Source organism: Amycolatopsis nivea, assembly GCF_004522235.1.
Lineage (GTDB): Bacteria > Actinomycetota > Actinomycetes > Mycobacteriales > Pseudonocardiaceae > Amycolatopsis > Amycolatopsis nivea.
Genome location: NZ_SDLT01000010.1, coordinates 94,471 through 118,778 on the forward strand (window position 1 = coordinate 94,471; position 24,308 = coordinate 118,778).

At 70.5% G+C, this 24,308-nt stretch carries 21 protein-coding genes; 16 read left to right on the forward strand and 5 right to left on the reverse strand.

The features are described from left to right. Positions 1–14: 14 nt before the first annotated feature. Complete coding sequence (locus tag EIZ44_RS14470) at positions 15–644, forward strand: hypothetical protein (RefSeq protein ID WP_134729059.1); 630 nt, start codon at positions 15–17, stop codon at positions 642–644. Positions 645–668: 24 nt separating this feature from the next. On the opposite strand, the gene EIZ44_RS14475 is transcribed toward EIZ44_RS14470, so the two are convergent. Further along, positions 669–1,367, reverse strand: coding sequence for a GntR family transcriptional regulator (locus tag EIZ44_RS14475; protein ID WP_134729061.1), 699 nt, complete (start codon positions 1,365–1,367; stop codon positions 669–671). Positions 1,368–1,540: 173 nt separating this feature from the next. On the opposite strand from EIZ44_RS14475, the gene EIZ44_RS14480 reads away from it, so the two are divergent. From EIZ44_RS14480 to EIZ44_RS14490, 3 genes are read left to right on the forward strand one after another with little or no spacing between them, the layout of a single operon-like run. After that, complete coding sequence (locus EIZ44_RS14480) at positions 1,541–2,941, forward strand: MmgE/PrpD family protein (RefSeq protein WP_134729063.1); 1,401 nt, start codon at positions 1,541–1,543, stop codon at positions 2,939–2,941. Positions 2,942–2,946: 5 nt separating this feature from the next. Beyond that, a complete protein-coding gene (locus tag EIZ44_RS14485) occupies positions 2,947–4,122 on the forward strand; it encodes an acyl-CoA dehydrogenase family protein (RefSeq protein ID WP_134729065.1) in 1,176 nt (391 codons plus the stop codon). Between the two features lie 5 nt (positions 4,123–4,127). Then, complete coding sequence (locus EIZ44_RS14490; RefSeq protein WP_240691300.1) at positions 4,128–6,179, forward strand: 3-hydroxyacyl-CoA dehydrogenase NAD-binding domain-containing protein; 2,052 nt, start codon at positions 4,128–4,130, stop codon at positions 6,177–6,179. 50 nt (positions 6,180–6,229) lie between these two features. Here EIZ44_RS14490 and EIZ44_RS14495 read toward each other — a convergent pair whose 3' ends face one another. Next, positions 6,230–7,156: an acyl-CoA thioesterase gene (locus tag EIZ44_RS14495; protein WP_134729070.1), complete on the reverse strand. Its 927-nt coding sequence runs from the start codon at positions 7,154–7,156 to the stop codon at positions 6,230–6,232. A 138-nt stretch (positions 7,157–7,294) separates the two neighbouring features. Here EIZ44_RS14495 and EIZ44_RS14500 point away from each other — a divergent pair, with 138 nt between their 5' ends. The 3 genes from EIZ44_RS14500 to EIZ44_RS14510 are packed head-to-tail and all read left to right on the forward strand — an operon-like array spanning position 7,295 to position 11,617. Continuing rightward, positions 7,295–9,394 carry an acetate--CoA ligase family protein gene (locus EIZ44_RS14500; protein ID WP_134729072.1) on the forward strand — a complete coding sequence of 700 codons (2,100 nt, stop codon included), beginning with the start codon at positions 7,295–7,297 and terminating at the stop codon, positions 9,392–9,394. Then, on the forward strand, positions 9,391–10,266 hold the full coding sequence (locus EIZ44_RS14505) for an alpha/beta fold hydrolase (RefSeq protein ID WP_205673146.1): 876 nt from the start codon (positions 9,391–9,393) through the stop codon (positions 10,264–10,266). The genes EIZ44_RS14500 and EIZ44_RS14505 overlap by 4 nt, the downstream gene beginning before the upstream one ends. A 37-nt stretch (positions 10,267–10,303) precedes the next feature. Beyond that, positions 10,304–11,617 carry an MFS transporter gene (locus tag EIZ44_RS14510; RefSeq protein WP_134729074.1) on the forward strand — a complete coding sequence of 438 codons (1,314 nt, stop codon included), beginning with the start codon at positions 10,304–10,306 and terminating at the stop codon, positions 11,615–11,617. A 312-nt stretch (positions 11,618–11,929) separates the two neighbouring features. Here EIZ44_RS14510 and EIZ44_RS14515 read toward each other — a convergent pair whose 3' ends face one another. From EIZ44_RS14515 to EIZ44_RS14525, 3 genes are all read right to left on the reverse strand, one after another. Further along, positions 11,930–12,352 carry a hypothetical protein gene (locus EIZ44_RS14515; RefSeq protein WP_134729076.1) on the reverse strand — a complete coding sequence of 141 codons (423 nt, stop codon included), beginning with the start codon at positions 12,350–12,352 and terminating at the stop codon, positions 11,930–11,932. 12 nt (positions 12,353–12,364) lie between these two features. After that, positions 12,365–13,969, reverse strand: coding sequence for a GMC family oxidoreductase (locus tag EIZ44_RS14520; RefSeq protein ID WP_134729078.1), 1,605 nt, complete (start codon positions 13,967–13,969; stop codon positions 12,365–12,367). A 132-nt stretch (positions 13,970–14,101) separates the two neighbouring features. Next, entirely contained in the window at positions 14,102–15,166 is a 1,065-nt protein-coding gene (locus EIZ44_RS14525) for a LacI family DNA-binding transcriptional regulator (RefSeq protein ID WP_240691301.1), read from the reverse strand. Positions 15,167–15,351: 185 nt separating this feature from the next. Between EIZ44_RS14525 and EIZ44_RS14530 the strand changes: the two genes are divergently transcribed. The 9 genes from EIZ44_RS14530 to EIZ44_RS44685 all read left to right on the forward strand — a co-directional run bounded on the left by EIZ44_RS14530 (position 15,352) and on the right by EIZ44_RS44685 (position 22,922). Then, on the forward strand, positions 15,352–16,533 hold the full coding sequence (locus tag EIZ44_RS14530; RefSeq protein WP_205673147.1) for a Gfo/Idh/MocA family protein: 1,182 nt from the start codon (positions 15,352–15,354) through the stop codon (positions 16,531–16,533). Further along, positions 16,530–17,690 (forward strand): DUF993 family protein, encoded by a 1,161-nt coding sequence (locus tag EIZ44_RS14535; protein WP_134729082.1) that lies wholly within the window; start codon positions 16,530–16,532, stop codon positions 17,688–17,690. The genes EIZ44_RS14530 and EIZ44_RS14535 overlap by 4 nt, the downstream gene beginning before the upstream one ends. Further along, complete coding sequence (locus EIZ44_RS14540; protein ID WP_134729084.1) at positions 17,687–18,538, forward strand: sugar phosphate isomerase/epimerase family protein; 852 nt, start codon at positions 17,687–17,689, stop codon at positions 18,536–18,538. Before EIZ44_RS14535 ends, EIZ44_RS14540 begins: the two co-directional genes overlap by 4 nt. Beyond that, positions 18,535–19,647 carry a glycerate kinase gene (locus tag EIZ44_RS14545; protein ID WP_134729086.1) on the forward strand — a complete coding sequence of 371 codons (1,113 nt, stop codon included), beginning with the start codon at positions 18,535–18,537 and terminating at the stop codon, positions 19,645–19,647. The genes EIZ44_RS14540 and EIZ44_RS14545 overlap by 4 nt, the downstream gene beginning before the upstream one ends. A 77-nt stretch (positions 19,648–19,724) precedes the next feature. Beyond that, on the forward strand, positions 19,725–21,101 hold the full coding sequence (aldh, locus tag EIZ44_RS14550) for an aldehyde dehydrogenase AldH (RefSeq protein WP_134729088.1): 1,377 nt from the start codon (positions 19,725–19,727) through the stop codon (positions 21,099–21,101). Positions 21,102–21,150: 49 nt separating this feature from the next. After that, the gene (locus tag EIZ44_RS14555) at positions 21,151–21,462 is read left to right on the forward strand and encodes a hypothetical protein (protein WP_134729090.1); all 312 of its coding nucleotides are present in this window, start codon (positions 21,151–21,153) and stop codon (positions 21,460–21,462) included. After that, complete coding sequence (locus EIZ44_RS14560; RefSeq protein WP_134729092.1) at positions 21,459–22,481, forward strand: DMT family transporter; 1,023 nt, start codon at positions 21,459–21,461, stop codon at positions 22,479–22,481. The genes EIZ44_RS14555 and EIZ44_RS14560 overlap by 4 nt, the downstream gene beginning before the upstream one ends. Positions 22,482–22,492: 11 nt before the next feature. Beyond that, positions 22,493–22,765 carry a hypothetical protein gene (locus EIZ44_RS14565; RefSeq protein ID WP_134729094.1) on the forward strand — a complete coding sequence of 91 codons (273 nt, stop codon included), beginning with the start codon at positions 22,493–22,495 and terminating at the stop codon, positions 22,763–22,765. A gap of 4 nt (positions 22,766–22,769) precedes the next feature. Continuing rightward, positions 22,770–22,922 (forward strand): hypothetical protein, encoded by a 153-nt coding sequence (locus EIZ44_RS44685; RefSeq protein WP_167754124.1) that lies wholly within the window; start codon positions 22,770–22,772, stop codon positions 22,920–22,922. Positions 22,923–24,308: the final 1,386 nt, after the last annotated feature.

Consider the following 24,308-nt stretch of genomic DNA (forward strand, 5'->3'; position numbering starts at 1 on the left):
GGAAGGGACGCGGGATGACCGAGGGACTGCTGTACGTGCTGTCCGAACCGGGCGCGGTCGGGGACGAGGAGTTCCACGACTGGTACGACACCGAACACGGACCGGCGCGGCTGAGCGTGCCCGGCATCCGCGCCGGATACCGCTACCGCGAGGGCGACGGCGCGCGCCCCTCGTGGCTGGCCTGGTACGAGCTGGAGCTCTCCGCGCTGAAAACGCCGGAGTACGAGCGGATCCGGCGGCGCGGCCCGCGCGAGCAGTCGGTCGTCGACCGGCTCGCGGTTCTGGACCGGCGGGTGTACGAGCTCGTCGGGAAGTGGGGGCACTGCGCGTCGCCCGCGCCGGTCGTCGTGTCGGTCGGGTTGTCCGGAGACGCCGCCGAACTGGAGCGGTGGTACCGCGAGGAACATGTGCCGATGCTGCTCGAGGTGTCCGGCTGGCGACGGATCCGCCGGTACCGGAAGCTCGAGGGCAGCGGTCCGGACCTGCTGGCATTCCACGAGATCGACAGCACGGACCTCTTCCGCTCGCCCGCTTACCAGCGCGCGGTCAGCACGCCCTGGCGGACGCGGGCGATGGCGCTCGCGACCGCGCGCGAGCGCCGGGTATTCCGCTACCACAACACAGTGGCGGCCGGATCCGCGTGACCTCGGCCGCCCCGCGCGCGGTGCTCACCGGCCGGCGGGGAACTGCTCCCGCTCGACGTCGCCGGCCGGGCGGAGCCCGGGTTCGCGGTCGCGGATCTCGGCCGCGTGGAGGATGTGCGCGCTGGTGAGCCGGGAGGCTTCCTCGGCGTCGCCGCGGACGAGGGCGTCGAGGATGCCGTCGTGGTCGTCTTGGAGTTCGCGGGCGTGCGCGGGCGTCCAGATGGTCGACGAGGGAATGAACCGGACCCAGAGCGCTTCGACGTACTGCAGGACGATCGGCGAGGACTGCTGGTACACCGCGAAGTGGAAGTCCTTGTTCAGCACCGACAGTTCGGCGGGGTCGGCCCCGGCACGGACAGCTTCGTCGAGCAGCGCGTGCTTGTCGCGGACCAGCGCGAGGCCGGACGGGATCATCCGTTCGGCCGCCATTCCCGCGGCGACGGCTTCGGACGCGGCGCGGAGCCGGTAGAGATCCTGTGCGGTGTCCGGGGTCATCTCGAGGACCGAGGCTCCTCGATGCGGCGAGTACGTGACCACGCCGTCCGCCTCCAGCAGGCGCAGCGCCTCCCGGACCGGGGTAGGGCTGACGCCGTAGCGTTTGGCGAGCACGGTCTGCTTGATCAGTTCGCCGGGGCGCAGTTCGCCCGAGGCGACGTCCCGGCGGATGCGGTCGGCAACGTAGGCCGTCCGGCTTTGCGGCGGCGCGATCGCCCCGTCGGTCATGAAGCCTCCCTGTTTCGCCCTCGGCTGCTCTCCACTCTATAGGACAACGTCAGCGCGGGGCGTCCGTCATCCTAGATCACATAGACAACACTCTATAGAGTATGTAGTCTCGGCCGCGATCGCTGGGCGTGCGCGCCCCTGCGTCGACGACGACACGGGATCCGGGAGAGTGCATGAACGCACATGAGGGTTTGACCTGGCACGTTGCCGAATGGGTGGCCCGGCAGCAGGAGGAGCCGCTGCCGCCGGGACTGCACCGGCACGCGCGGCGGATGGTGCTGGACCACTTGGCCGGCGTGGTCGCCAGCTCGGTCGGGCCGGTGTCGCACGCGGTGGCGACGCACGTGGCGCGGACCTATCCGGGCGACGCCGCGACCGCGGTGGGCCACGGCCGCTCGTCGATTCTCGGCGCCGCGGTGCTGAACGGAACCAACGGGCACGGCATCGAGGCGGACGAGGGCTACACCCCGGGCAGCATGCACCCGACGTCGGTCGTACTGCCGGCTGTGTTCGCGGTGGCCGAGCAGACGGGCGCCGGTCCGGAGCGGGTGCTGAAGGCGGCGGTGACGGGCATGGAACTGGCGTGCCGCATCGCGGCGGCCGGGCATCCGGCGACCCGCAACCGGCATTTCCACAACACGCCCCTCGGCGGGGTGTTCGGCGCCGCCGCAGCGGTGGCCGCGCTCAACGGCGGTTCGGTGGCCGAGGTCGCGAACGCGCTGGGCATCGCGGGATCGCACGCCGGAGGCCTGTTCGCCTTCCTCAACGGCTCCGCCGAGGTGAAGCGGCTGCACCCGGGCAAGGCGGCGCGGGACGGGATCGTGTCCGCGGACCTCGCCGCCGCCGGGCTCACCGGACCGACGACCGTTCTCGAAGGACCCGAAGGCTATTTCGCCGCGTTCGCTGGAGAACCAGGCGTCGATTGGTTCCCCGGGCGGATCACGGACGGGCTCGGCGCCGAGTGGGTGCTGGAAAACACTTACGTCAAACCGTATCCGTGCTGCCGGCACCTGCACGGCGCGATCGACGCGGCGATCGCGCTCCGCGAGGAACACCGGTTCGCGCCCGAGGCCGTGACCGCGGTGCGAGTGGGCACCTTCGCGATCGCGGCCAACCACAACGGAACAGTCCTCGACACCGTTCTCGACGCACAGCTCAGCCTGCCGTTCACGGTGGCCGTCGCGCTTCGGCGAGGCGCGGTGACACTCACTGACTTCGCGGAGGACCAGCGTTTCGATGCCGAGAACCGGAAGCTGATGGAAACCGTCGCCGTCGAGGTGGACGACGCGGCGAACGCGGCCTACCCGCGCAGCGGACGGCCCGCCGAAGTCACCGTGACTCTCGCGGACGGCGCCTCGGTGCGGCACCGGGTCGAACAACCTTACGGCGAGCCGTCGAATCCGGTGTCGGACTCCGCGCTCGAAGACAAAGTGCGCGCTCTGTGCGAGCCGGTGATCGGCGAGAAGGAAACCGCGCGCCTGATCCAGGCGGTGTGGGCGTTCGAGAATCTGGACTTCCTCGCGTGCGCCGACGCGGCAGTGCGGTCCGGCTCCGGCCGGTCCCGCGGCGAGTGAAAACCATGGGCACGACAACGAAAGCGAGCGCGAAACCGGTGACAGACCTCTCGATCGAACACGCCGATCTCGTCGAATCCGTGCGCGGTTTCGCGCGTCGGCACTTGGCCGACGGCGCGCTGAAAAGGGCGCACGAACCCGGGTACTCGTGGGACATCGCCGAAATGCTCGGTGCGCAAGGACTGCTGGGGCTGACCGTCGCCGAGGAGGACGGCGGGCAGGGAGCAGGGCTCGCGGCGGCGGTGGCGGTGATCCAGGAGATCGCCCAGCACTGCCCCAAGAGCGCGGACATCGTGCAGGCCGGGAATTTCGGAGCCGTCCGGACCTTCGCGGAGTTCGGCACCGCCGAGCAGAAGCGGCGGTACCTGCCGGACCTGCTTGCCGGGCGCGCGCTGATCGCGCTCGGGATGAGCGAGCCGGAAGCGGGCTCGGCGGCGACCGAACTGACCACCAGCGTCGTCGAGGACGGAGACGAACTCGTGCTCGACGGCAGCAAGATCTGGTCGACGCACAGCGTGGACGCGACATTGTTCCTCGTCTACGCCCGGTTCGGCCCGGGCACCGGGAACATCGGCTCGGTGCTGGTCGAGCGCGGCGCGCCGGGGTTCACGCTGGGGGAGCCCTCGGCCTACATGAGCGGCGAGACCTGGGCTCCGCTGTATTTCGACGGATGCCGGATTCCCCGCCGGAATCTCCTGCTCGGCCCGGGCGGATTCAAGAAGCAGATGAGCGGGTTCAACGTCGAGCGGATCGGCAACGCCGCGCGGTCGCTGGCGCTGGGCAGGCTCGCGTTCGACCTCGCGCGCGAGCACGTCGGCCGGCGCACCCAGTTCGGCCGGACCTTGAACGAATTCCAAGGCGTGCAATGGAGTTTCGCCGAAGCGGCGGTCGGGCTGGAGGGGGCGAGCGCGCTGCTCGACCGCGCCGTCCGGGGAGCGGAGAACGGCCTGCCCTCCGCATACGACACCTCCATCGCCAAGCTCGCGGCCAACGAAGCGGGCTTCCGCGCCGCCGACACCGCGATGCAGGCGATGGGCGCGCTCGGCTACAGCACCGACACGCTCGTCGAGTACTGCCTGCGCCGCACCCGGGGATGGATGATCGCCGGCGGGTCCATCGGCATGCTGAAGAACCGGATCGCCGAGGAGATCTTCGGCCGCCGGTTCAGCCAGCGGGGCTGATCGCCGTGCCGGACGCATCCGAGAACCGCCGTCTCGTCCGCCTCGAGCGCGAGGGCGAGGTCGCCCTGCTCGTCATCGACAACCCGCCGGTCAACACCGGCACCGCGGCCGTCCGCGGCGAACTGGCCGCGGCACTGCGCTCGGTCGCGGCCGACGACTCCGTGGCGGCCGTCGTGCTCATCGGCGCGGGCCGCCATTTCCTGTCCGGATCGGACCTGCGCGAATTCGCCGGCGAGCTGGCGAAGCCGGAACTGCCGGAGGTCGTCGAGCTGATCGAACGGTGCCCCCACCCGGTGGTCGCGGCGTTGTCGGGCACCACGCTGGGCGGCGGCCTGGAGCTGGCGCTCGCCTGCGACGCGCGGATCGCCGCGCCGGGCGGCCGGGTGGGATTGCCGGAGGTGGCCTTCGGGATGCTCCCGGGCGCCGGCGGCACTCAGCGCACGCTGCGCCTGCTGCCCCCGTCGCGCGTTCTGGAGCTCGTGACCTCCGGAAAGGCGCTTGGCGTGGAACAAGCCGCGGAGGAAGGGCTGATCGACGCGATCGCCACCGGCTCGCTCCGGGAGGACGCGGTCCGGCTGGCGCGCCGGACCGTCGCCAAGCGCCTCTTGCGCACCAGCCCGGTGCGCGAGGAGGCGCCCGGGGCGCTCGAAACCGCCGCGGTCGAGGCAGTGGCGCGGGAAGGTCTCCGCCCGGCCGTCCTGGCTGCCGTCGGCGCGGTGGTAGCTGGGGTGGCCGGTCCCGCGGAACTCGCGCTCGCCCACGAACGAGCCGAGTTCCACCGTCTCCGGTCCAGCCGGGAAGCCGCCGCCCGGCGCCGCCTGTTCTTCGCCCGAACCGAGGCGCGGAAAACCGCGCCGGCGCGCGGGCGGCGGTCCGTCGGCCCGGTCGGAGTGGTGGGGGCGGGAACGATGGGGGCCGGCATCGCTCGTGCGGTCGTCGAATCCGGGGGACGAGCGATCCTGCTCGACCGGGACGCCGAGGTCGCCGAGCGCGCTCGCGCCGGGATCGAGGAGGCCTGGCGGCGGCAAGCCGCCAGCGGTCGCCTCGCCGCCGCCGAGGTCGCGAGACGCCGGGAATCGCTGAGCACGGGCAGCGAGTTCGCCGCCTTGGCGGAGGCCGGGTTGGTGATCGAAGCGGTGTTCGAGGACTACGAGGCCAAGGCGAATGCGCTCGCGGCGGTCGAGGCCGTCGTCGCTCCCGGAACTCCGTTGGGCACCAACACGTCCTATTTGGACATCGACGTGCTCGCGGCGCGCCTGGCCGATCCGAGCCGTCTGGCAGGTACGCACTTCTTCAGCCCGGCGCACCGAAGCGGCGTGCTCGAAGTGGTCCGGGGCGCGAAGACCGGCGAGGCGGCGACGGAAGCGGCGCTCGCTCTGGCCGCGATGCTGGGCAAGGTCCCGATCCTCGCCGGGGCGAGCGAAGGCTTCGTGGGCAACCGCGTCTACCAGGCATACCGATACCAGTGCGAGTTGCTGGTGGAGGACGGCGCGACCCCGTCGGCCGTCGACGCGGCGCTCGCCGGGTTCGGGTTCGCGATGGGCCCGTTCGCGGTCGCGGACCTGGCCGGACTGGACATCGCCTGGCGCACGCGACGGCGCCACGACCAGGGCCGGGATCCGCGCGCCCGCTACCCGGACGTCGCGGACCGCCTCGTCGAAGCCGGCCGGCTCGGGCAGAAGACGTCGGCGGGGTGGTACCGGTACGCACCCGGATCGAGGACGCCGCGGCCGGACCCCTTCGTCGACCGGCTCGTCGCGGAATCCCGCCGGGCGAAGGGCATCACGCCGAGGGAAATCCCGCCCGAGGAGATCCTCGAACGCGCCTTGCTGGCGATGGCCAACGAAAGCGCGCTCGTGCTCGAGGAAGGCGTCGCGGCGAGCCCGTCCGACATCGACCTCCTGCTCACCCTCGGCTACGGATTTCCCGGGCACGTCGGCGGGATCGCGTTCTGGACCGCGGGACTGGACCCGGCGGCCCGGCAACGCGGGCAGCGCCGCCTGGCCGAGGCCACCGGGCACGGATTCCGCGCCGGGGATCTGGCCTTGCTGCGCTGAACCGCCGGCTGGGTTCGCCTGGCCACGCCGAGCGAACCCAGCCGGCGGCCTCAGGACGAAGGGAAGAAAACGCCTTGCTGCGCCACCGATGCCACGACCGTGCCTTCGCGGTGGTAGATCAATCCGCGCGCCAGGCCCAGCACTTCGGTGCTCGCCGGACTGTCCTGCACGTACAGCAGCCATTCGCCGCAGCGGACGTCGGCGTGGAACCACATCGCGTGGTCGACGGTCGCCGAGGGGCGAGGTCCGGGATGGTCGAGTTCCCCGCGAGCCTGTGCCACCGCGGGGATCAGGGAACGGTCGGACGCGAAGGCGAGGATCGCCCGGTGCGCGTTCTGGTCGGCGGACTCGATTTCGGCGCAGCGGAACCAAAACGCGCGGCGAGCCCGGTCGCCCGCGACCGCTCCGACCCAGCGGAGATCGAGCGGGCGAGAGGCAGTCCGCCAGTTCTCGCGCGGCGGCAGGTTCACCCCGCCGGGACCGGGTTTCCCGGGCTGGTGTTCGCGGACGGACGGCAGCTCTTCGGGCGCGGGTACCGCCGGCATCGCCGCGGACACCGGCCCCGGGCGGTCGCGGAGCGCGGTGAAGCCGATTTGGACCGTCGCCAGTTGCTGTCCGCTTTGGACAGCCGACACCGAGCGGATCGAGAACGACCTGCCGTCGCGCACCTCGGCCACGGGATAACCGAGGGCCTCGTCGGCGGAACCGCTTCGCAGGAAATAGGCGTGCAGGGAATTCACCACTCGGCCCGCTGGCACCGTCCTTGTCGCGCTGAGCACCGACTGGGCGAGCAGGTGCCCGCCGAACACTCGCTGCGCGAACCCGGCAGGCGGCCGGCCGGAGAAACAGCCGTCGCCGACCGGCGTCACGGCGAGCCGATCCAGGAGCGGGTCGTCGTTCCGCACGCCCGTCGACGACGCGTCGCCCCAGGTCGCAGACCCGGCTCGGACTGCATTAACTTCATCTAGGTATTCCATAGAACATACTCTATAGAGTAGAGTCTTTACTCAGTTCCAGGGACCGCGCAGCCCGATCGGCGCAGTCGGTCCCGTCGAGAACCTCACTCCGCGCGGCCAGGCCGCGCCGTCGATTTCCAGACGCGCAAGGAGCGCAGCATGACCGACCTTTTCGCGAGCCTCGCCCGCCCGCTGTTGTATCCGGAGAAGGTGGCGATCGTCGGGGCTTCCGACGATCCCGGCAAGACGACCGGCCGCCCGCAGCGGTTCCTGGCCCAGGCGGGCTACCGGGGCGCCGCGTACTTCGTGAACCCGCGGCGGGAGACCGTGCAGGGGGAGAAGGCCTGGCCCAGTCTCGAAGACCTGCCCGAGGTCCCTGACCACGTCTACATCGTGACCGGTGCCGAGGCGGCGATCGAGGCCGTGGGGCAGTGCGCCCGGATCGGCGTTCCGGTGGCGACCGTTCTGTCCTCCGGATTCGCCGAAGACGGTCCGGAGGGACTCGCCCGCGAGGACCGGTTGCGTGCCGCGGCGGCCGAAGGGCCGGTCCGGGTCGTCGGCCCGAGCAGCCTGGGCGTCGTGCACCCGGCGGCCGGCGTGATGCTCACCGGGAACGCGGCCTTCGGGGAACCGGGCACGCCGTGCGGGGGAGTGTTCGTCGCGTCGCAGTCGGGCAGCGTCATCGGCGCCCTCGTCAGCCGCGCCCGCGGCCGGGGCGTCGGCTTCGCGGGCTTGGTCTCCACCGGTGGCGAGGCGGACCTGTCGCTCGGCGAGATCTGCCTGGCGACGGTCGACGACCCGAACGTGACCTCCTACGCGCTGTTCCTCGAGTCGCTGCGCCGTTCGGAAGACCTCGCCGCGTTCGCGCGGGCAGCTGCCGAGGCGGGGAAGCCGGTCGCGGTCTACAAACTCGGGCGCAGCGAGCAAGCGGCGGCGCTGGCGGTTTCGCACACCGGTGCGCTCGCCGGCGAGGACGCGGAATCGGAAGCCTTCTTCCGCGCCTGCGGCTTCGCGCGGGTGTCGCACTTCGAGGGGCTGATCGAGGCCCCGGCGCTGCTGGAACGGATCCCGTCCGGCGCGGAGCCGCGCTCTCCCCGGATCGGCGTGGTGACCACGACCGGCGGCGGCGCGGCCGTCATGGTCGACCAGCTCGCCGTGCGCGGGCTGAACGTCGCCGCTCCCAGCCGGGACCTCGTCGCCGCGATGAACGCCGGCGGCGCGCAGGTTCCGCACAGCCTGATCGCGGACTTGGGCCTCGCCGGCGCCCGGCACGACATCGTGACCCAGGCGCTGCGGCTCATGCAGGACAGCGGCGAATTCGACCTGATCGTGTTCGTCATCGGCTCGTCGGCCCGGCTCAATCCGGAACTCGCCGTGCAAGCGATCGCCGCCCGAGGCGGACACCCGGTGCCGGTCGTCGCGTTCGCGCTCCCGGAAGCACCCGATGCGGCAGCGCTGCTCAATGCTTCGGGGGTGCCGGCGTTCCGCACTCCCGAGTCCGGCGCGGACGTCATCGCCGCGGCGTTCGGCCGGCGCGGCTGCACGGTGGGCGCGGAGTTCCGTCCCGGGGGTCCGGACGCGGAGACCGCGACGCTCGACGAGCGCGAATCCGGTCGCCTGCTGGAAAAGCACTCGGTGCGGACACCGGCATCGGCGGCGCTGGAGGTGTCGGAGCTCGACGGGCCGACGCGGCTGCCGTTCGGATATCCGGTCGTGGTCAAGGCATTGTCGGATCGGCTTCCGCACAAGACGGACGCGGGCGGGGTGGTGCTCGGCGTCGAGGACGCGGACGGAATCCGCGACGCGGCGAAACGGATCGTCGCGTCGGTCGCGGCCTACGACCCCGCGATCGCGCTGGACCGCGTCCTGGTGCAGGAAATGATCGACGGTGCGGGCGTCGAAGTCCTCCTCGGTTACCGCGTAAGCCGCGACGTCGGCCCGATGGTCGTTCTCTCCACCGGCGGAGTGCTGGCCGAGCTGTACGCCGACTCGGCGACCCGGCTCGCACCCGTAGATCTCGGGACGGCGCACGAGATGATCCGGGAGGTCCGGGGATTGGCTTCGCTGCGGGGATATCGGGGCGGGACGCCGGGGGACGTCGACGCGCTCGCGCGGGCGATCGTCGGCCTGTCGGCCTTGGCCGTGCACGAACCGGACGTCGTCGAAGCCGAGATCAACCCGCTTGTCGTGCGGGCCGCAGGAGAGGGCGTTCTCGCGCTCGACGCGCTCGTGCGCATCCAGACGGAGGGAGCCCGGTGAACCGCGGAGACGCAGTGCACAGCCGGTTGCCCGCCGGGCGCGGAACGGCGGGACGCGCCTTGGCGACCCCGGAACGCATCGTGGTCCCGGCAGGTCGCGGGGTGCGGATCGAGACGCTCCGGCAGGGCGACGGACCGCTGATCGTCATCCTCCCGTCCCTTGGCCGCGGCGCCGAGGACTACGACGAGGTCGCCCGGTTGCTGGCAGCAGAAGGCTTCCGGGTGCTCCGGCCGCAGCCGCGCGGCATCGGCCGGAGCTCGGGGCCGATGGAGGGGCTGGACTTGCACGACTTCGCCGCGGATGTCGCCGCCGTCCTCGACCACGAAGGAGCGGGACCCGCGGTCGTCGCAGGCCACGCCTGGGGCAGCCAGCCCGCCCGCATGCTCGCGGTCGACCGTCCCGATCTCGTGCGAGGCCTGGTCATGGCCGCCGCTTCGGCGGGCAAGATGCCGCCGGGCTCGACCGAGCAGCCGTACCGGAGGATGCGCGAAGCGATCGACGGGGCGGGCGACCCGCGATTGCCCGAAGCGAAGCGGATCGAGTACCTCGAGCAAGCGTTCTTCGCTCCGGGCAACGATCCGCGGCCGTGGCTCACCGGCTGGTATCGCGAAGCGCACGACGCGCAGTCGCACGCGCGGACCGTCACCCCGATCGATTCGTACTTCGCCGGAGGTTCCGTTCCTTTGCTGGACCTGCAAGCGGAATTCGACGCGGTCGTCGTGCCCGGCGTGTTCAAGCCGATGCTGGGCGGACGGGTGACCGTGCGCACCGTCCCGGACGCGGGACACGCGCTGGCGCCGGAACAGCCGGCCGCCCTGTGCGCCGCGATCGCGGAATTCGCCCGCGGCCTCGGCAGCGTTCACCGCGGCTAGTCGACTCATCAGCAACCCCGAGACTCAAGGAGGAGTCGTGCTGGGCGAAACGACAGAGAAGAAAACCCGGGCAGAGAGCAAGTCCCGCGGAGCGATGGTCCGCACCGTGCTCGGCATCGTCCTCGAATACTACGATTTCGCCGTCTTCGGCATTTTCACCCCGTTTTTCTCCAAGCAGTTCTTCGGCGGCGCAGGATCGATCGGGGCGACCCTGTCGGTGCTGACGGTCTTCGCGGTCGGCTTCCTGTTCCGTCCGGCCGGGTCCGTCTTTTTCGGCTGGCTGGCCGACAAACGCGGCCGCAAGACCGCCATGGTGATCGCCATGACGGTCACCGCTACGGGCAGTCTCGCGATCGGGGTGAGCCCGACCAGTTCCAGCATCGGCGTCGCCGCGGTGGTGATCCTGATCGTCGCCCGGATCATGCAGGGTTTCGGATACGGCGGGGAAAACGCTGCCGCGTACTCGTATTCGGCCGAGATCGCCCCGTCCAAGCGCCGCGGGCTGTGGATGAGCTTCAACGGAATGGCGCTCATTCTCGGCATCATGGCGGCCACGGCCATCGGCACCGTGCTCACGACCGCGTTCACCGCCGAGCAGATGGAATCCTGGGCCTGGCGCATCCCCTTCATCCTCGGTGGCTTCACCGGGTTGTTCGGTCTGTACCTGCGCCGCAGCCTGCACGAGTCGGAGGCGTTCACCGATCACGCGGAGAAGTCCGCCCGCAACGCGGACCACGCCCCGAAGCCGTCCCAGTTCAAGGATCTCTGGGAGCACCGCGGCGGCATGCTGCGCGTTCTCCTGATGACAGCCGGGATCACGGTCACCTTCTATTCCTGGGTGGTCAACGGCGCGGCCAACGCGATCGTTTCCTATGGAGCGGACAAGCAGACGGCATTCACGGTCGCCCTGGTCTCGCAGGCGATCTACATCGTCGCCACGCCGTTCTGGGGACGTTTCTCCGACCGATTCGGCCGGCGCGCGAACTTCCTGGTGTATGGCATCACGACCGCTGTCCTGGCCTTCCCGGTAGTGTGGATCATGGGCAGCGAGTGGTGGCAGATGCTGATCGCGATGTCCGTTTCGCTGGTGCTGCTGTCCGCCGCGACCGCCGCCAACACCGCGTTCTATGCGGAGTTGTTCCCGACAAGCGTGCGGTCGCGCGGCGTCGCCATCCCGTACGGATTGGGAATCGCGGTCTTCGGCGGCACCGCGCCGCTGCTCGACACGTGGCTGCACAGCATCGGCCTGCAGCAGGTCTTCACTGTCTACGCACTGCTGATGAGCCTCGGGGCTGCCGTGGCCGCGTGGCGAAGCCCGGAAACCGCGGGACGAAACCTCCATGACGCCTGAGTAAGCCGAATAAGCGGCACCGCCCCCCTCCGACGGCGGGGCGGTGCCGCGTGGACCCGCTAGGCGAAACGACACCGTCAGTGAGCAGTGAATGTGGCTGCGCTAAGAGTCCCGAAAGGATGCTTTCTCGAGAGATTTTACGCCCTTGAAGTCTGCGCTGCTGGGCCTCCCTTAAAAGCGAAGGTCATGAAGCTGTTATTCATAAACAGCTGAGTTGCAAAAATTGCACTTCTTGAAGAGCTCCACGCAATATCGCAGTTCTGGGGACTCGCCCGGGAAGGACTCGGCAGAGGGAGAGTCCCGCATCGGCGGTCACGCCTGCCGGTAGATCGGGCCGCGTTCCACGACCCGGAGCAGCAGGTCCTCGTCGATGTCCTCGGCGATCTGCACGGTCCTGGGTTGTTGGCCGGTGTAGCCGAGCAAGTCGCGCACTGTTCGGTTCGTGTAGTAGCTGCCCGCGACCGCGAGCAGCACCGCCTGGTGCCCGGCCTCGTCGAGTTCGCTCAATTGCTTGAGGGCGACACCGGAGGGGAGGGCGGCGGTGGCCCGCCAGGCGCGCAGGAGGTCGTCGACGAGGTTCGGCAAGACTCGCAGGACGATGTCCAGCTGTCCGCTGTCGATGCCGGCCGCGGCGGCGGACGGCATCGGGTCGGCGGCGGGGATCAGGTCGTCGGCGAGTTCTCGCAGCCAGTGCCGACACTCGGCGGGAAGGGGGCGGCCGGTGGTCGCGGTCATGGGTGGCTCCGATCAGGCGGGGACGGGCTGGTTCCGGCGGTTCGCGATGAGATGTTCCGTCGCGCGCAGGGCGAGCGCGGCGATGGTGCTGGTCGGGTTGACGCCGCCGGAGGTGACGAACACGCTCCCGTCCACGATGAACAGGTTGGGGATGTCGTGGGATTTCCCGTGCTCGTCGACCACCGACCTCGCCGGGTCGTCGCCCATCCGCGCGGTGCCCAGGAGATGCCAGCCGGAGTAGCGCATGAGCGATTCGGCGGCGACGTCGGAGGCTCCGGCCGCACGGAGGGATTCGCTGGCCCGCGCGATGTGGAAGTCGAGCAGGCGACGGGAGTTGTCGCTGACGGAATACTCGATCCGGGGGGCGGGGATTCCGGAGGAATCGGTGAGCGCGCTGTCGACCGTGACGCGGTTGTTCTCGTCCGGCAGGTCTTCGCCGAAAATGCCCCAGCTGATCGTCCGGCCGAGGTGGCGCTTGACGTGCTCGTGGTGCGCGGGGCCCCAGGTCTGCTCGCCCGCGCGGGTCGGCAGGGCGGCGTTCAGCGGGCCGCCGGTCGGGGCGAGGCTCCATTTCGCGCCGCGCACGAAACCTCGGTCGGTGTCTGTTTCGTAGAACTGGTACGAGGTGATCTTCGCGCCGACGTGTCCTCGCCAGCTTTCCAGGTCTGCGTCGAAGTAGCCGGTGACGTTGGCGAACGGGTGCACCATCAGCCGCCGCCCGAGCAGGCCGCTGGAATTGCCGAGACCGTCCGGGTGTGCGGAGGTGGCCGAATTGAGCAGGATCCGCGGGGTTCCGACGGCGTTGGCGGCCATGATCACCACGTCGGCCCGGACGGTGTGCCACGAACCGTCGGGGAGCACGTACTCGGCGCCGGCGGCGAGTCCTTTGGCGGACATCAGGATCCGGGCCACGCGGGCCCCGGTCAGCAGCCGCGCGCCGCCCGCGACCGCGGCCGGCCAATGGGTGAGGTCGGTCGACGCCTTGGCTCCTTCCGGGCAGCCTTGCATGCACGATCCGAATTGGACGCACGGACGCCTGCCCTGGTGCGGTGCGGACAGCACCGCCTGCGCGGCCGGCCACCAGTGCCATCCGAGTTTGTCATGGGCTTTCGCCATCCTCGCGCCGATCCGGCCGATCGGCAGGGGCGGAAGCGGGGGTTCGGCGCCGTCCGGATAAGCCGGGTCGCCGCCGGCGCCGGACACGCCGAAGGCGACGTCCGTGCGTTCGTAAAACGGTCGCAGGTCGGCGTAGCGCAACGGCCAGTCGTCGGCGACGCCGTCGAGGGAGCGCACGCGGAAATCGGACGGCAGCAGCCGCGGCCAGTCGCCCGCGTAAAGGATCGTGCTCCCGCCGACCCCGGCATACATCAGCGGCGCGACCGCGGACCGGCTGTCGTCGATCGGGTAGTCGGCGGGGCTCTGCCGCACGTTCGGGCTCGCCGACCACTGTTTGCGCGCTTCGAGTTCGTAGGTGTCGCGCTGGGCGGGGTAGTCGGCCCGGTCGGGCCATTCGCCCTGTTCCAGGCAGACCACGTCGAACCCGGCCTTCGCCAGCGCTCCCGCCGCGACTCCGCCGGACGCTCCCGCGCCGATGACCAGGACGTCAGCTTCTTCCATGGGATTCCTCTCGCACACCGCCGTTGGTAAGCGCTTTCCGGGAACCGTACGAGTTGTGCTGCCCGGACGCAAGAGGGGTGTTCGATGCGGCTGCCGGGGAAGCGAGCGCGAGGTCGTCAGCGCAACGATCGGTTACTGGCGGCGGGTGCTGTCGCGGAGCACGACTTCGCCTCGGACGCGGTGGCGCCGGGGAGCGCCCGCGTGGTCGTCGAGGGCGAGTTTCACCGCCTCCGCGCCCATGTTCGTCATCGGCAGGCGGACGGTGGTGAGGGCGGGCACGACGTCGCGCAACGGGCTGATGTCGTCGAATCCGGCGATGCCGATGTCTTCGGGCACTCGCAGGCCGGCTTCGCGCGCGGCGGCGAGCGCGCCGAGCGCCATCACGTCGTTGACGGCGAACAGGCAGTCGACCGGCGGGCGTCCTCCGGTTCGCTGGAGCAGCGCACGCGTCGCTTCGTAGCCGCCAGTCCGGGTGAAGTCGCCGGGGATCTGGTGCTCTGCCTCGGGTTCCGCGCCGTGCTCGGACAATCCGAAGCAGAAGCCCTCGGCGCGGTCGCGCGCGGTGAGCAGCGAGGGCGGACCCGTCAGCACCGCGAACGCCCGGTGTCCGGCGCGGTGGAGGGCGTCGGCGAGCGCGGCCGCGCTGAGCCGGTTTTCGACGACGACGGTGCCGATGCCGAGCCCGTCCTGGCCGATGCACGCGGCACGGCCGCCGCCCTGGGTGTACTTCCGCAGCAGCGTGCGCATCGGGTCGAGCAGGGCGGCGTCGTCGAGCCGCGACCCGGCGAGGACGACGGTCTGCGCGCGCTGGCGGCGGAGCAGCTCCACGTGGCGGAGTTCGGCTTCGGGGTCGCGCTGGGTGCTGGCCACGGTGACCAGCAGGCCCCGCTCGCCCGCGGCGGCGATGACGCCGGCCGCGATGCTGGAGAAGTACGGGTCGGCGATGTCGTGGACGATCAGCCCGAGGGTGGCGGTGTTGCCGCGCGCCATCGCTTGCGCCTGGGCGTTGGGCGAGTAGTCGAGTTCCGCCGCGGCGGCGATCACCTTGGCCCGCAACGCTTCCTTCACCTGGCGTGTGCTGCCGTTGAGCACCCGGGACGCGGTCGCGAGCGAGACCTCGGCGCGCTCGGCGACGTCGGCGAGGGTGGCCACGCTGCCGGCCGGCTCGGCCGGGCTGGGAGAACGTCGAGGACTCACAGCCGCGATGCTAGCGCTTTCCGGAATTCCCGGCGGCGAGCCTGCCTGGGGGCTTGACGGGGAGCACTCGACGAATCTAGTTTGGAAAGCGCTTTCCGAGCGACAGTGATCGTGGCGGGAACGCGTTCTCTGCATCCGGCCCTGACCGGTCCGGACCGATCCGACCAGGTGTCCCAGGAGGCCCCGTGGCTCAGCGAAGCATCGGCATCATCATGAACGGCGTGACCGGGAGGATGGGCTACCGGCAGCATCTCGTCCGGTCGATCCTCGCGCTGCGCGACGAGGGCGGGGTGCCGCTGCACAGCGGCGAGCGCGTCCAGGTCCGGCCCTTGCTCGTCGGCCGGGACGGGGCGAAGCTCGCCGAACTGGCCCGCCGGCACGACATCGCGGACTGGACCACCGATCTCGACGCCGCGCTCGGCGACGGCCAGTGGGACGTCTATGCCGACTTCCTCGTCACGAAGGCACGCGCGGCCGCGCTGCGGCGGGCGATCGCCGCCGGCAAGGCCGTCTACACGGAGAAGCCGACTGCCGAGACGGTGCCCGAAGCTCTTGAACTCGCGGCGCTGGCCCAGAACGCGGGTGTGCCCAACGGCGTCGTGCACGACAAGCTTTACCTGCCGGGGATGAGGAAGCTGGCACGGCTGGTGCGGTCCGGATTCTTCGGGCGGATTCTGTCGGTCCGCGGGGAGTTCGGCTACTGGGTGTTCGAGGGCGACGGGCAGCCGGCGCAGCGGCCGAGCTGGAATTACCGGGCCGAGGACGGCGGCGGCATCGTCGTGGACATGTTCCCGCACTGGAATTACGTGCTGGAGAACCTGTTCGGGGAAGTCCGCTCGGTCTACGCGCGGGCGGTGACGCACATCCCGACCCGGTACGACGAGACCGGCGCGTCGTATCCGGCCACTGCGGACGACGCCGCGTATGCGATCTTCGAACTCGACGGCGGCGTGATCGCGCAGCTCAATTCCAGCTGGACGGTACGCGTCGACCGCAAGGAACTCGTCGAGTTCCAGGTCGACGGCACGCACGGCAGCGCGGTCGCCGGGTTGTTCGGCTGCCGGGCGCAGCACCGTGACGGCACGCCCCGCCCGGTGTGGAACCCCGACCTGGCCGAGTCCCACGACTACGCCGCCGACTGGCGCGAGATCCCGGACAACGAGCTGTTCGGCAACGGCTTCCGGGCCCAGTGGGAGGAATTCGTCCGGCACGTGGTCGACGGGGATCCGCACCCCTACGACCTGCTGTCGGGCGCGCGCGGGGTTCGGCTCGCCGAAGCGGGATTGCAGAGCTCCCGGACCGGTGCGCGAGTCGAGCTCGCGCCGCTCGAGGTGCCGCGGGCGATGGCCAGCGGGGCAGCGAAATGACGAGGGTGACCCTGGTCGACGCGGACGCCGGCGTCACCGAACACACCTTGCGGGAGGCTCCGGCGCTCACCCGTCCCGACGCGCCGTTCCGCGCGCGAACCGCATACGCCGCGGCCCATGTCGTTCCGCGCGCGACTGCGCAGAATGTGCCGGGCGCGCCCGCGGACCTGGACTGGGACTCCACGCTGGCGTTTCGCCACCACCTGTGGTCATGGGGCCTCGGAGTGGCCGACGCGATGGACACCGCACAGCGCAACATGGGTCTGGACGCGGCCGCGACGCGCGAGCTGATCGCTCGCAGCGCGACCGAAGCGGCCTCGGTAGGGGGAGCGCTGGTAGTAGGAGCCAGCACCGATCACCGGCTCGAGGAAACCTTGTCGCTGAGCGAAATCGTCGATGCGTACGCGGCTCAGCTCCACTACGCCGAAGACCACGGCGCGGGGGTCGTCCTGATGGCCAGCCGGCATCTCGCCCGCGCGGCGACGTCGGCGAGCGACTACGAGAAGGTGTACCGCGAGGTGCTGGCGCAGGCTGGGGCCCCGGTGATCCTGCACTGGCTCGGGGAGGCGTTCGACCGGCAGCTGGCGGGTTATTTCGGGCCCGAAGCGGACGAGGCGGTGCTTCGGATCGTCGAAGAGAATGCCGGGAAAGTGCGCGGGATCAAGATGAGCCTGCTGGACCCGGGCCGGGAAATCGCGCTCCGGGCGCGGCTGCCTCGCGGGGTCCGGTTGTTCACCGGGGACGATTACCATTACGTGAGCCTGATCGCCGGTGACGGCCAAGCCTGTTCCGACGCGCTTCTCGGCGCCTTCGCCGCGTTCGCCCCGTTGGCAGCCACCGCGCTGCGCGCACTCGACGCGGGCGACCACGCGGAGTACCGGCGGGTGCTCGGTCCGACCGAGGCGTTGGCACGGCATATTTTCGCCGCTCCCACCGAGTTCTACAAAACCGGTGTCGCGTTCCTGGCCTGGCTCAACGGCTATCAGCCCGCCTTCGCGATGGTGGGCGGCCTGCACGCGGCCCGCAGCCTGCCGCACCTGTCCGCATTGGTGCGCTTGGCTGACGAGGCGGGGGCGCTGGTCGATCCCGAACTGGCGGCGCGGCGGTGGGCCGATTTGCTTGCCGTGCACGGCTTCGGCGAAAGGATCCCGGCATGACCGCGCATCCGCGGATGTCGTTGAACCAGGCGACGATCCGGCACGCGGATCTCGCGGCCGCGCTGCGGGTCACTCAACACGCCGGCATTCCGGCGATCGGGTTGTGGCGGGAACCTGTCGCCGAGGTCGGGCTGTCGAAGGCGGCCGCGATGCTGGCGGATTCGGGGTTGCGGTTTTCCAGTTTGTGCCGCGGCGGGTTCGTCACGGGGCACGATCGCGCGGCCGCGCTCGAGGAAAACCGGCGGGCGATCGAAGAAACCGCGGTGTTGGCCGAGGCGGGCGCGGCGGGCTCGGCGCCGGTACTGGTGCTCGTCGCGGGCGGACTGCCCGAGGGCGACCGCGACCTCGCGGGCGCGCGGAACCGGGTGCGGGACGCGGTGGGCGTGCTGGCGGACGACGCGGCGGCGGCCGGAGTGGTGCTCGCGATCGAACCCATGCACCCGATGTACGCGGCGGACCGGGGAGTGATCTCGACGCTGGCCCAGGCGCTCGACCTCGCCGAGCAGTTTCCCTCGGGCCGGGTCGGCGTGGTCGTCGACACCTTCCACGTCTGGTGGGATCCGTGCCTCGCCGAGCAGGTCCGCCGCGCCGGAACGACCGGCCGGATCGTCTCGTATCAGGTCGGGGACTGGGTCACGCCGCTGCCGTCCGACGCGCTGCTCGCCCGCGGCCTGCCCGGTGCCGGACATGCCGATCTCGCGGCGATCTCCGGGCTCGTCGAGGAGGCCGGCTACCGGGGCGATGTCGAGGTGGAGATCTTCAACGAAGATCTCTGGCAGGACGACCCGGAGCGGGTCGCCCGGCGCGTGGTGGAATCGTTCGGCCGCGCGGTGGGAGCGACGGGATGACAGGCACGAAGAAGGCACTTCGCGTTCTCGTCGCCCCGGACTCGTTCAAAGGCTCAGTCCGCGCCGCCGAGGCCGCCCGGTGGCTCGCCGAAGGCTGGGCCGCGGAGCGCGAGCACGACGTGCTGCGCGAACTGCCGCTCGCCGATGGCGGCGAGGGCACCCTCGACACGGTAGCCGCGGCCGTGCCCGAAGCACGCCGGATGCCGGTCGTCGTGCCTGGCCCCGACGACCGGCCGGTGCGTGCGCACTGGCTCCTGCTTCCGGACGGCACCGGTGTCGTCGAACTCGCCTCCACCAGCGGTCTTGGCTTGCTCGACCGGCCGCGCCCCGCCGAGGCGCACACGCTCGGGTTCGGTCGCGCGATCGCCGCCGCGCTGGACGCCGGCGTGCGTCGGCTGCTGCTCGCGCTGGGCGGGTCGGCGTCGACAGACGGCGGTGCCGGCGTTCTCGCCGCGCTCGGCGCGCGGTTGCTCGACGAGGCGGGAAACCCGGTTCCGCCAGGCAATCGCGGTCTGGCCCGGCTGCACACCGTGGACCGGACGCGGCTTCGTCCCGTGCCGCCCGCGGGCGCGCTGGTGCTGAGCGACGTGACGAACCCGCTGTTCGGCCCGGCCGGTGCGGCGGCGATTTTCGGCCCGCAGAAAGGGTTCTCGCCGGACGAACTGCCCGCCGCCGAACGCAATCTCCGGCAGTTCGCGGGCTTGCTGGACGCTGACCCGGCGACGTCCGGAGCCGGCGCGGCGGGCGGGACCGGGTTCGGCCTGATCTCCTGGGGAGCGCAGCTTGCGCCGGGGAGCGAATTCCTGGGTTTGCTGGCCGGGCTCCCCGCCGCGGTCGCGGCCGCGGACCTCGTCCTCACCGGCGAGGGACGCTTCGACGCGCAGTCGCGGTCGGGAAAACTCGCCGGGCACGTCTCGGCGCTCGCCGTCGCGGCGCGGGTGCCCGCGTTCTTGGCCGCCGGGCGGGTGGCCGCACCGATCGCCGGCCTGTTCCAGGCCGCCGAAGACCTTTCCGAACTGGCTGGCAGCCAGGCCCGGGCGATCGCCGACCCGGCGCGGTATCTGCGGCGCGCGGGTACCGCATTGGCCCGGCGCTTCGCCTCGACCTGACGGCTCCGGCCGCCGCACCCGGCCGCCGGACCGGGCTCCCGGTCCGCGCGACGCCACCCTTTGCAGGAAGGACATTCATGACGATCGCCAGCGTCGACCCCGCCACCGGCGAGGTCCACAAGAAATTCGCCGCGCACACCCCAGCCGAGGTCGAAGCCCGGATCGCCGCCGCGGACGGCGCGTTCCGGATCTTGTCCCGCACCACCTTCGCCCAGCGCGCCGAATGGCTGCACCGAGCGGCGGACCTGCTGGAAGCAGAGGCGGACGCCGTCGCCGCGCTGATCACCGCGGAGATGGGCAAGACCCTCGAATCAGCGCGCTACGAGGCGCTCAAGTCCGCCGCCGGAATGCGCCATTTCGCTGACCACGCGGAACGTTACCTGGCACCGGAACGGCCAGTCGATCCGGCGGCGGCCGGTGCGTCGGACCTCGTTGTGCGGTACGACCCGATCGGTGTCGTACTCGCGGTCATGCCATGGAACTACCCGATCTGGCAAACGGTCCGGTTCGCCGCCCCGGCGCTGATGGCAGGCAACACCGGACTGCTCAAGCACGCTTCCAACGTGCCGCAATGCGCGCTCTACCTGAGCGATCTGTTCGACCGCGCCGGTTTTCCGCCCGGGTCCTTCCCCGCGGTGCTGATCGAAGCGAAGGACGTCGCCCCGCTGCTGGCCGACCGGCGGATCCGGGCGGCGACGCTGACCGGCTCCGTCGCGGCCGGCTCCGCCGTAGCCGAAGCGGCCGGGCGCCACATCAAGAAGACAGTCCTGGAACTGGGCGGCACGGACGTGTTCCTGGTCCTTCCCAGCGCGGACCTGAAGCGGGCGGCCGAAGCGGCGGTCACCGCCAGGGTGCAGAACGCCGGGCAGTCCTGCATCGCCGCGAAACGCTACTACGTCCACGCCGACGTCTGCGACGAGTTCACCGTCCGGTTCGTCGAAGGGATGGCGGCGACGATCGCCGGGGATCCCCGCGATCCGGGCACCACTTTCGGTCCGCTCGCCACCGAACGCGGACGGCGAGAGGTCGAAGCCCTCGTCGCCGACGCGGTCGCCAAGGGCGCGACGGTGCTGGCCGGCGGCCGGACGCCGGACGGACCGGGCTTTTTCTATCCGGCGACCGTCCTTTCCGGACTGACCCCGGACATGCGGCTGTACCGGGAGGAATGCTTCGGCCCGGTCGCCTGCGTGCACCGCGTCGCGGATCTCGGCGAAGCGATCAGGCTCGCCAACGACTCGGACTTCGGGCTCAGCTCGAGCGTCTGGACCGGCGACGCGGCGGAAATCGACCGCGCGGAGCGCGAGATCGAGGCCGGGGGAGTGTTCGTCAACGGCCTCACTGCCTCGTTCCCCGGCGTGCCCTTCGGCGGGGTCAAGGACTCCGGCTACGGCCGCGAACTGTCGGCGCACGGCATTCGCGAGTTCGTCAACGCCAAGACCGTCTGGCGGGCCTGACCCGCGCCGATCTCGGAAACATTTGTCCACCCGCGAAGGAGTTTCAACGATGAAACCCGCACCGAAAATGCAGGCGGTCATGGTGCTCTACCACCTGGGCGAAGACGGCCTGTGGGAGCACCACTTGTTCGGGGCACTGCGCCGGCACTACGGCGACGCCGAACTGTCCGGCCTGCGCGAGGACCTCATCGGGCTGTCCACCGTCGGCTGGCTGGAGGTGCTCGAACACCGCAGCCACCGGGGCCATCTCTTGCGCCGCTACCGGCTCGCCGCATCGGCGAGGCGGCTTGTCGAGTACCAGCTCGATCTTCGCCGGTACCTGCCGGTCGAACTGCCCGCGCGCACCGGGAACGTCGCATGAGCGCGCCCGACCCGGCCGCGACCGCGCTGGCCGAGCGATCGCGCCTGGCCGACGGGAAGAAAACCCGGATGGGGATGATCTACGCGATCCTCGCCGCGCCCGCCCTCGGCCTCGCCTTCGGCCTGCTGGGGTCGATCGTCTCCGCGCCGCCGTTCGACCGGCAGCAGCCGACCGGCGCGTTCGTTCTCGTGGCCGCACTGCAGGTGCCCTTCGGCGTCCTCGCCATCGCTATCTTCCTGCTCGTCACCGGCACCTGGCGAGACGCCGCGCGGATTCTCGGCCACCGGGTCAGCTGGTGGAATCTGTTCGTCGCGGTCGGCGGGTTCGTGGGCGACTTGTGCTTCGCCGCCGCCTCGGGCCTGATCGGTGGCGCTCTCGCCGGTTCGATCGGCGGGCTCGCCGGGGTGGTCGGAGCGATCATCGCGGCTGTGCTCTACCGCGAACGCATCCTCCGCGCGTCCACTCTGGTCGGTCTCGCGGCCCTGGCATCCGGGATCTGGCTGGCCGTCTCCGGCGGCGAACTCGGCGCCCCGACGCATGGCTGGTACTTCGTGGTCGGTCTGCTGATCATCGTGGCCGCGGTGCTCACCTGGGGCTTCGAGAGCTTCGCCATCACCGCGGGCACCGACCTGATGCCGCCGGAGAGTTTCCTGTGGTGGCGGGCTTTCCTCGAACTGCTCATCGCCGACATCCTGCTCGCAGCGCTGTTCCCGGAGGGCCGGCACATCGCCGCGGCCGCCTGGTCCCAGCCGCGGCTCGTGGCGATCGGCGCGGTGATCGGGCTGGGCTGGGCGATCTGGATGATCATGGGCTACTACATCGGAATCTCCTACGCCGGAGCGGTGCGCGGCGGCGTGCTGACCAACACCCTCGCGTTCTTCTTCATCGCCTTCTTCTCCCTCACTGTCTACGGTGCACCGTTCAGCACCTACGTGATCGTCGGTTCGGCGATCACCATCGTCGGCACCCTTTTCATCGTCACCGAACCCAAAGCCCACCTGACGCGCTTGCGTTCCTGAACGGAGAACTCATGTCCACCCGACCGTCCACATCGGACTGGCCAGACGACGACGCGCTCGCCGACGCCTACCTGCGCCGCAGCGCTCGGGCCAAGCTGCGCCGCCTGTCCGGACTCATCGTCTTGTGCGCTCTCCTGCTGGCCGTGCTCGTGCTGATCTACTCGCAAGGCTGGTATTCCGGCTCCGGGGCAGGCGGCGCGGGCTGGGTCTTCGTCGGCATCGGCGTCGCGGCCGCGGCGATCGCCGCCGTCGTCATCGACATCGTCTACCGGAAGGAACTCTGAAGTCATGTCCGCATCCGAAACCGGACCCGCGCCGGACGCCCGGGAGCTGCCGTTGCTCAACGCACGCCGTTGGGCGTTGGGATTCCTCGCCTTCGCAGTGGTCCTCGCGATTGTCTTCTCCCAATTCCTGATCGGCTTCGCCGCCCACGCGCACTGAGCGGCGGCGCGAACTGGTCTTCCGCTCCCGCAGCGAGGGCCGAGGCACCTCGACCGCGGCGGGGAATTCGTCGATCGTCCACTTTCCTCCTCGCTGATCCGGGTAGGACATCACCGCCCACAAAGGATCGACGCGGCCCATTCTTCGCGCAATGCCGCTGCTCGATCAGTCACGGTGGTGCCTCTCTTCGGCGATGAGGACCAGGCATGACTGCGTCAGCGGGGACGGCGATTTCGCGCGCCAAGAAGGCTTGGACGCGGACCCTGCCTCCGCATGACGCCTGGTTCTTTGATTGCGGTGAGCGATAGATACGTTTCCCCGGGTTCGCTTTCGACACTGTCGTTCTGTTTTAGCGCGCATCAGTCCAAAGGTTCCAGCGTGGCCAGCTCGGCCGTCTTCGCTGCCTTTCAGGAGTCGGCGGTCGACGGGGCGACGGCTCGACCCTGAGGTGGCACAGTGAGCTCACCGAACAGAAACCGCGTGACAGGCGTCGCCAAGCAGGCTGCGGCCGCGGTGCTGGACACGCTGAACTGCTCAAGATCTTGTGCGAGGGCGCGCGTGACGCGTCGCCGAGACCGTTGTCGCTCTCGCAGGGCATGCGGTGGTCGTGCTGGATCGTTTCGACGGAATAAGCCTGCGGACGTTGGCCGAGTTGCTGGGCTCGACGCCGCCATCGGCGAGCAGGCTGTGCGGCCGGCTGGAGGTGGTCAGGTTCCTCGTGAGGCACTTCCCGAGCGACGGTCGACTACGCCGTGCGCGTGCTCGGCCACGTCGGAAACGCGGACGCAGTCGAGGTCCTCTGTCGGCTTGGCGACGACCCGGAGCTTGGGAGTGCAGCGTTCAGTTCGCTACGGCGTTTGGCCCGAGATCGGTAGCTACCTTCCGGTCTCGCCGGACCGGAGGGCAGCAACGGACCGCCTCTCAGCGTCACGTGTGGCTGGTCCGTGCCGGAGACCAACGTCAGCAGCGGGCCCCTCTCTGTCTGCCAATCCGGCGAAGTCCACCCAGCATTCGAAGGACCGAGCGTGTTTTCCAGCAGAGGCTCTCGCGACCGTCTGCGCACCGCATCAGAATGCATCACCTAGGGTGACGCATTCTGTGCACGCTGCTATCATCCGTCCCGGATCGGCTTGGGGGAGGGGTTCGCGTATGGATTGGATCGGCTTAGGGGATGCGGTCCTCAGGGGCGTCGCAGTGGACGGCGTGGCGAAAGGCGTCGCCGGCGGGGTGGCCAAGTCTCTCCAGCGGAAACTCGGGGACGTGCCGACAGGCAACGCGGATCTGGCGGACCGGCTGAAGGACGCCTGCAAGGATCCCGCGTTTCAGGACGCGTTGCTGCGGGGACTCAGGCGGCGCGAGCCCCGACGCGACGCCGCCAGGCCCACA

What these genes read in the sequence shown, in the direction of transcription:
- EIZ44_RS14560 (WP_134729092.1), top strand. Translation starts at nt 21,459, where the DNA reads ATGAGCGCGCCCGACCCGGCCGCGACCGCGCTGGCCGAGCGATCGCGC.
- EIZ44_RS44685 (WP_167754124.1), top strand. Translation starts at nt 22,770, where the DNA reads ATGTCCGCATCCGAAACCGGACCCGCGCCGGACGCCCGGGAGCTGCCG.
- EIZ44_RS14500 (WP_134729072.1), top strand. Translation starts at nt 7,295, where the DNA reads ATGACCGACCTTTTCGCGAGCCTCGCCCGCCCGCTGTTGTATCCGGAG.
- aldh (WP_134729088.1), top strand. Translation starts at nt 19,725, where the DNA reads ATGACGATCGCCAGCGTCGACCCCGCCACCGGCGAGGTCCACAAGAAA.
- EIZ44_RS14540 (WP_134729084.1), top strand. Translation starts at nt 17,687, where the DNA reads ATGACCGCGCATCCGCGGATGTCGTTGAACCAGGCGACGATCCGGCAC.
- EIZ44_RS14485 (WP_134729065.1), top strand. Translation starts at nt 2,947, where the DNA reads ATGGGCACGACAACGAAAGCGAGCGCGAAACCGGTGACAGACCTCTCG.
- EIZ44_RS14520 (WP_134729078.1), bottom strand. Translation starts at nt 13,969, where the DNA reads ATGGAAGAAGCTGACGTCCTGGTCATCGGCGCGGGAGCGTCCGGCGGA.
- EIZ44_RS14535 (WP_134729082.1), top strand. Translation starts at nt 16,530, where the DNA reads ATGACGAGGGTGACCCTGGTCGACGCGGACGCCGGCGTCACCGAACAC.
- EIZ44_RS14565 (WP_134729094.1), top strand. Translation starts at nt 22,493, where the DNA reads ATGTCCACCCGACCGTCCACATCGGACTGGCCAGACGACGACGCGCTC.
- EIZ44_RS14495 (WP_134729070.1), bottom strand. Translation starts at nt 7,156, where the DNA reads ATGGAATACCTAGATGAAGTTAATGCAGTCCGAGCCGGGTCTGCGACC.
- EIZ44_RS14475 (WP_134729061.1), bottom strand. Translation starts at nt 1,367, where the DNA reads ATGACCGACGGGGCGATCGCGCCGCCGCAAAGCCGGACGGCCTACGTT.
- EIZ44_RS14555 (WP_134729090.1), top strand. Translation starts at nt 21,151, where the DNA reads ATGAAACCCGCACCGAAAATGCAGGCGGTCATGGTGCTCTACCACCTG.
- EIZ44_RS14480 (WP_134729063.1), top strand. Translation starts at nt 1,541, where the DNA reads ATGAACGCACATGAGGGTTTGACCTGGCACGTTGCCGAATGGGTGGCC.
- EIZ44_RS14515 (WP_134729076.1), bottom strand. Translation starts at nt 12,352, where the DNA reads ATGACCGCGACCACCGGCCGCCCCCTTCCCGCCGAGTGTCGGCACTGG.
- EIZ44_RS14470 (WP_134729059.1), top strand. Translation starts at nt 15, where the DNA reads ATGACCGAGGGACTGCTGTACGTGCTGTCCGAACCGGGCGCGGTCGGG.
- EIZ44_RS14545 (WP_134729086.1), top strand. Translation starts at nt 18,535, where the DNA reads ATGACAGGCACGAAGAAGGCACTTCGCGTTCTCGTCGCCCCGGACTCG.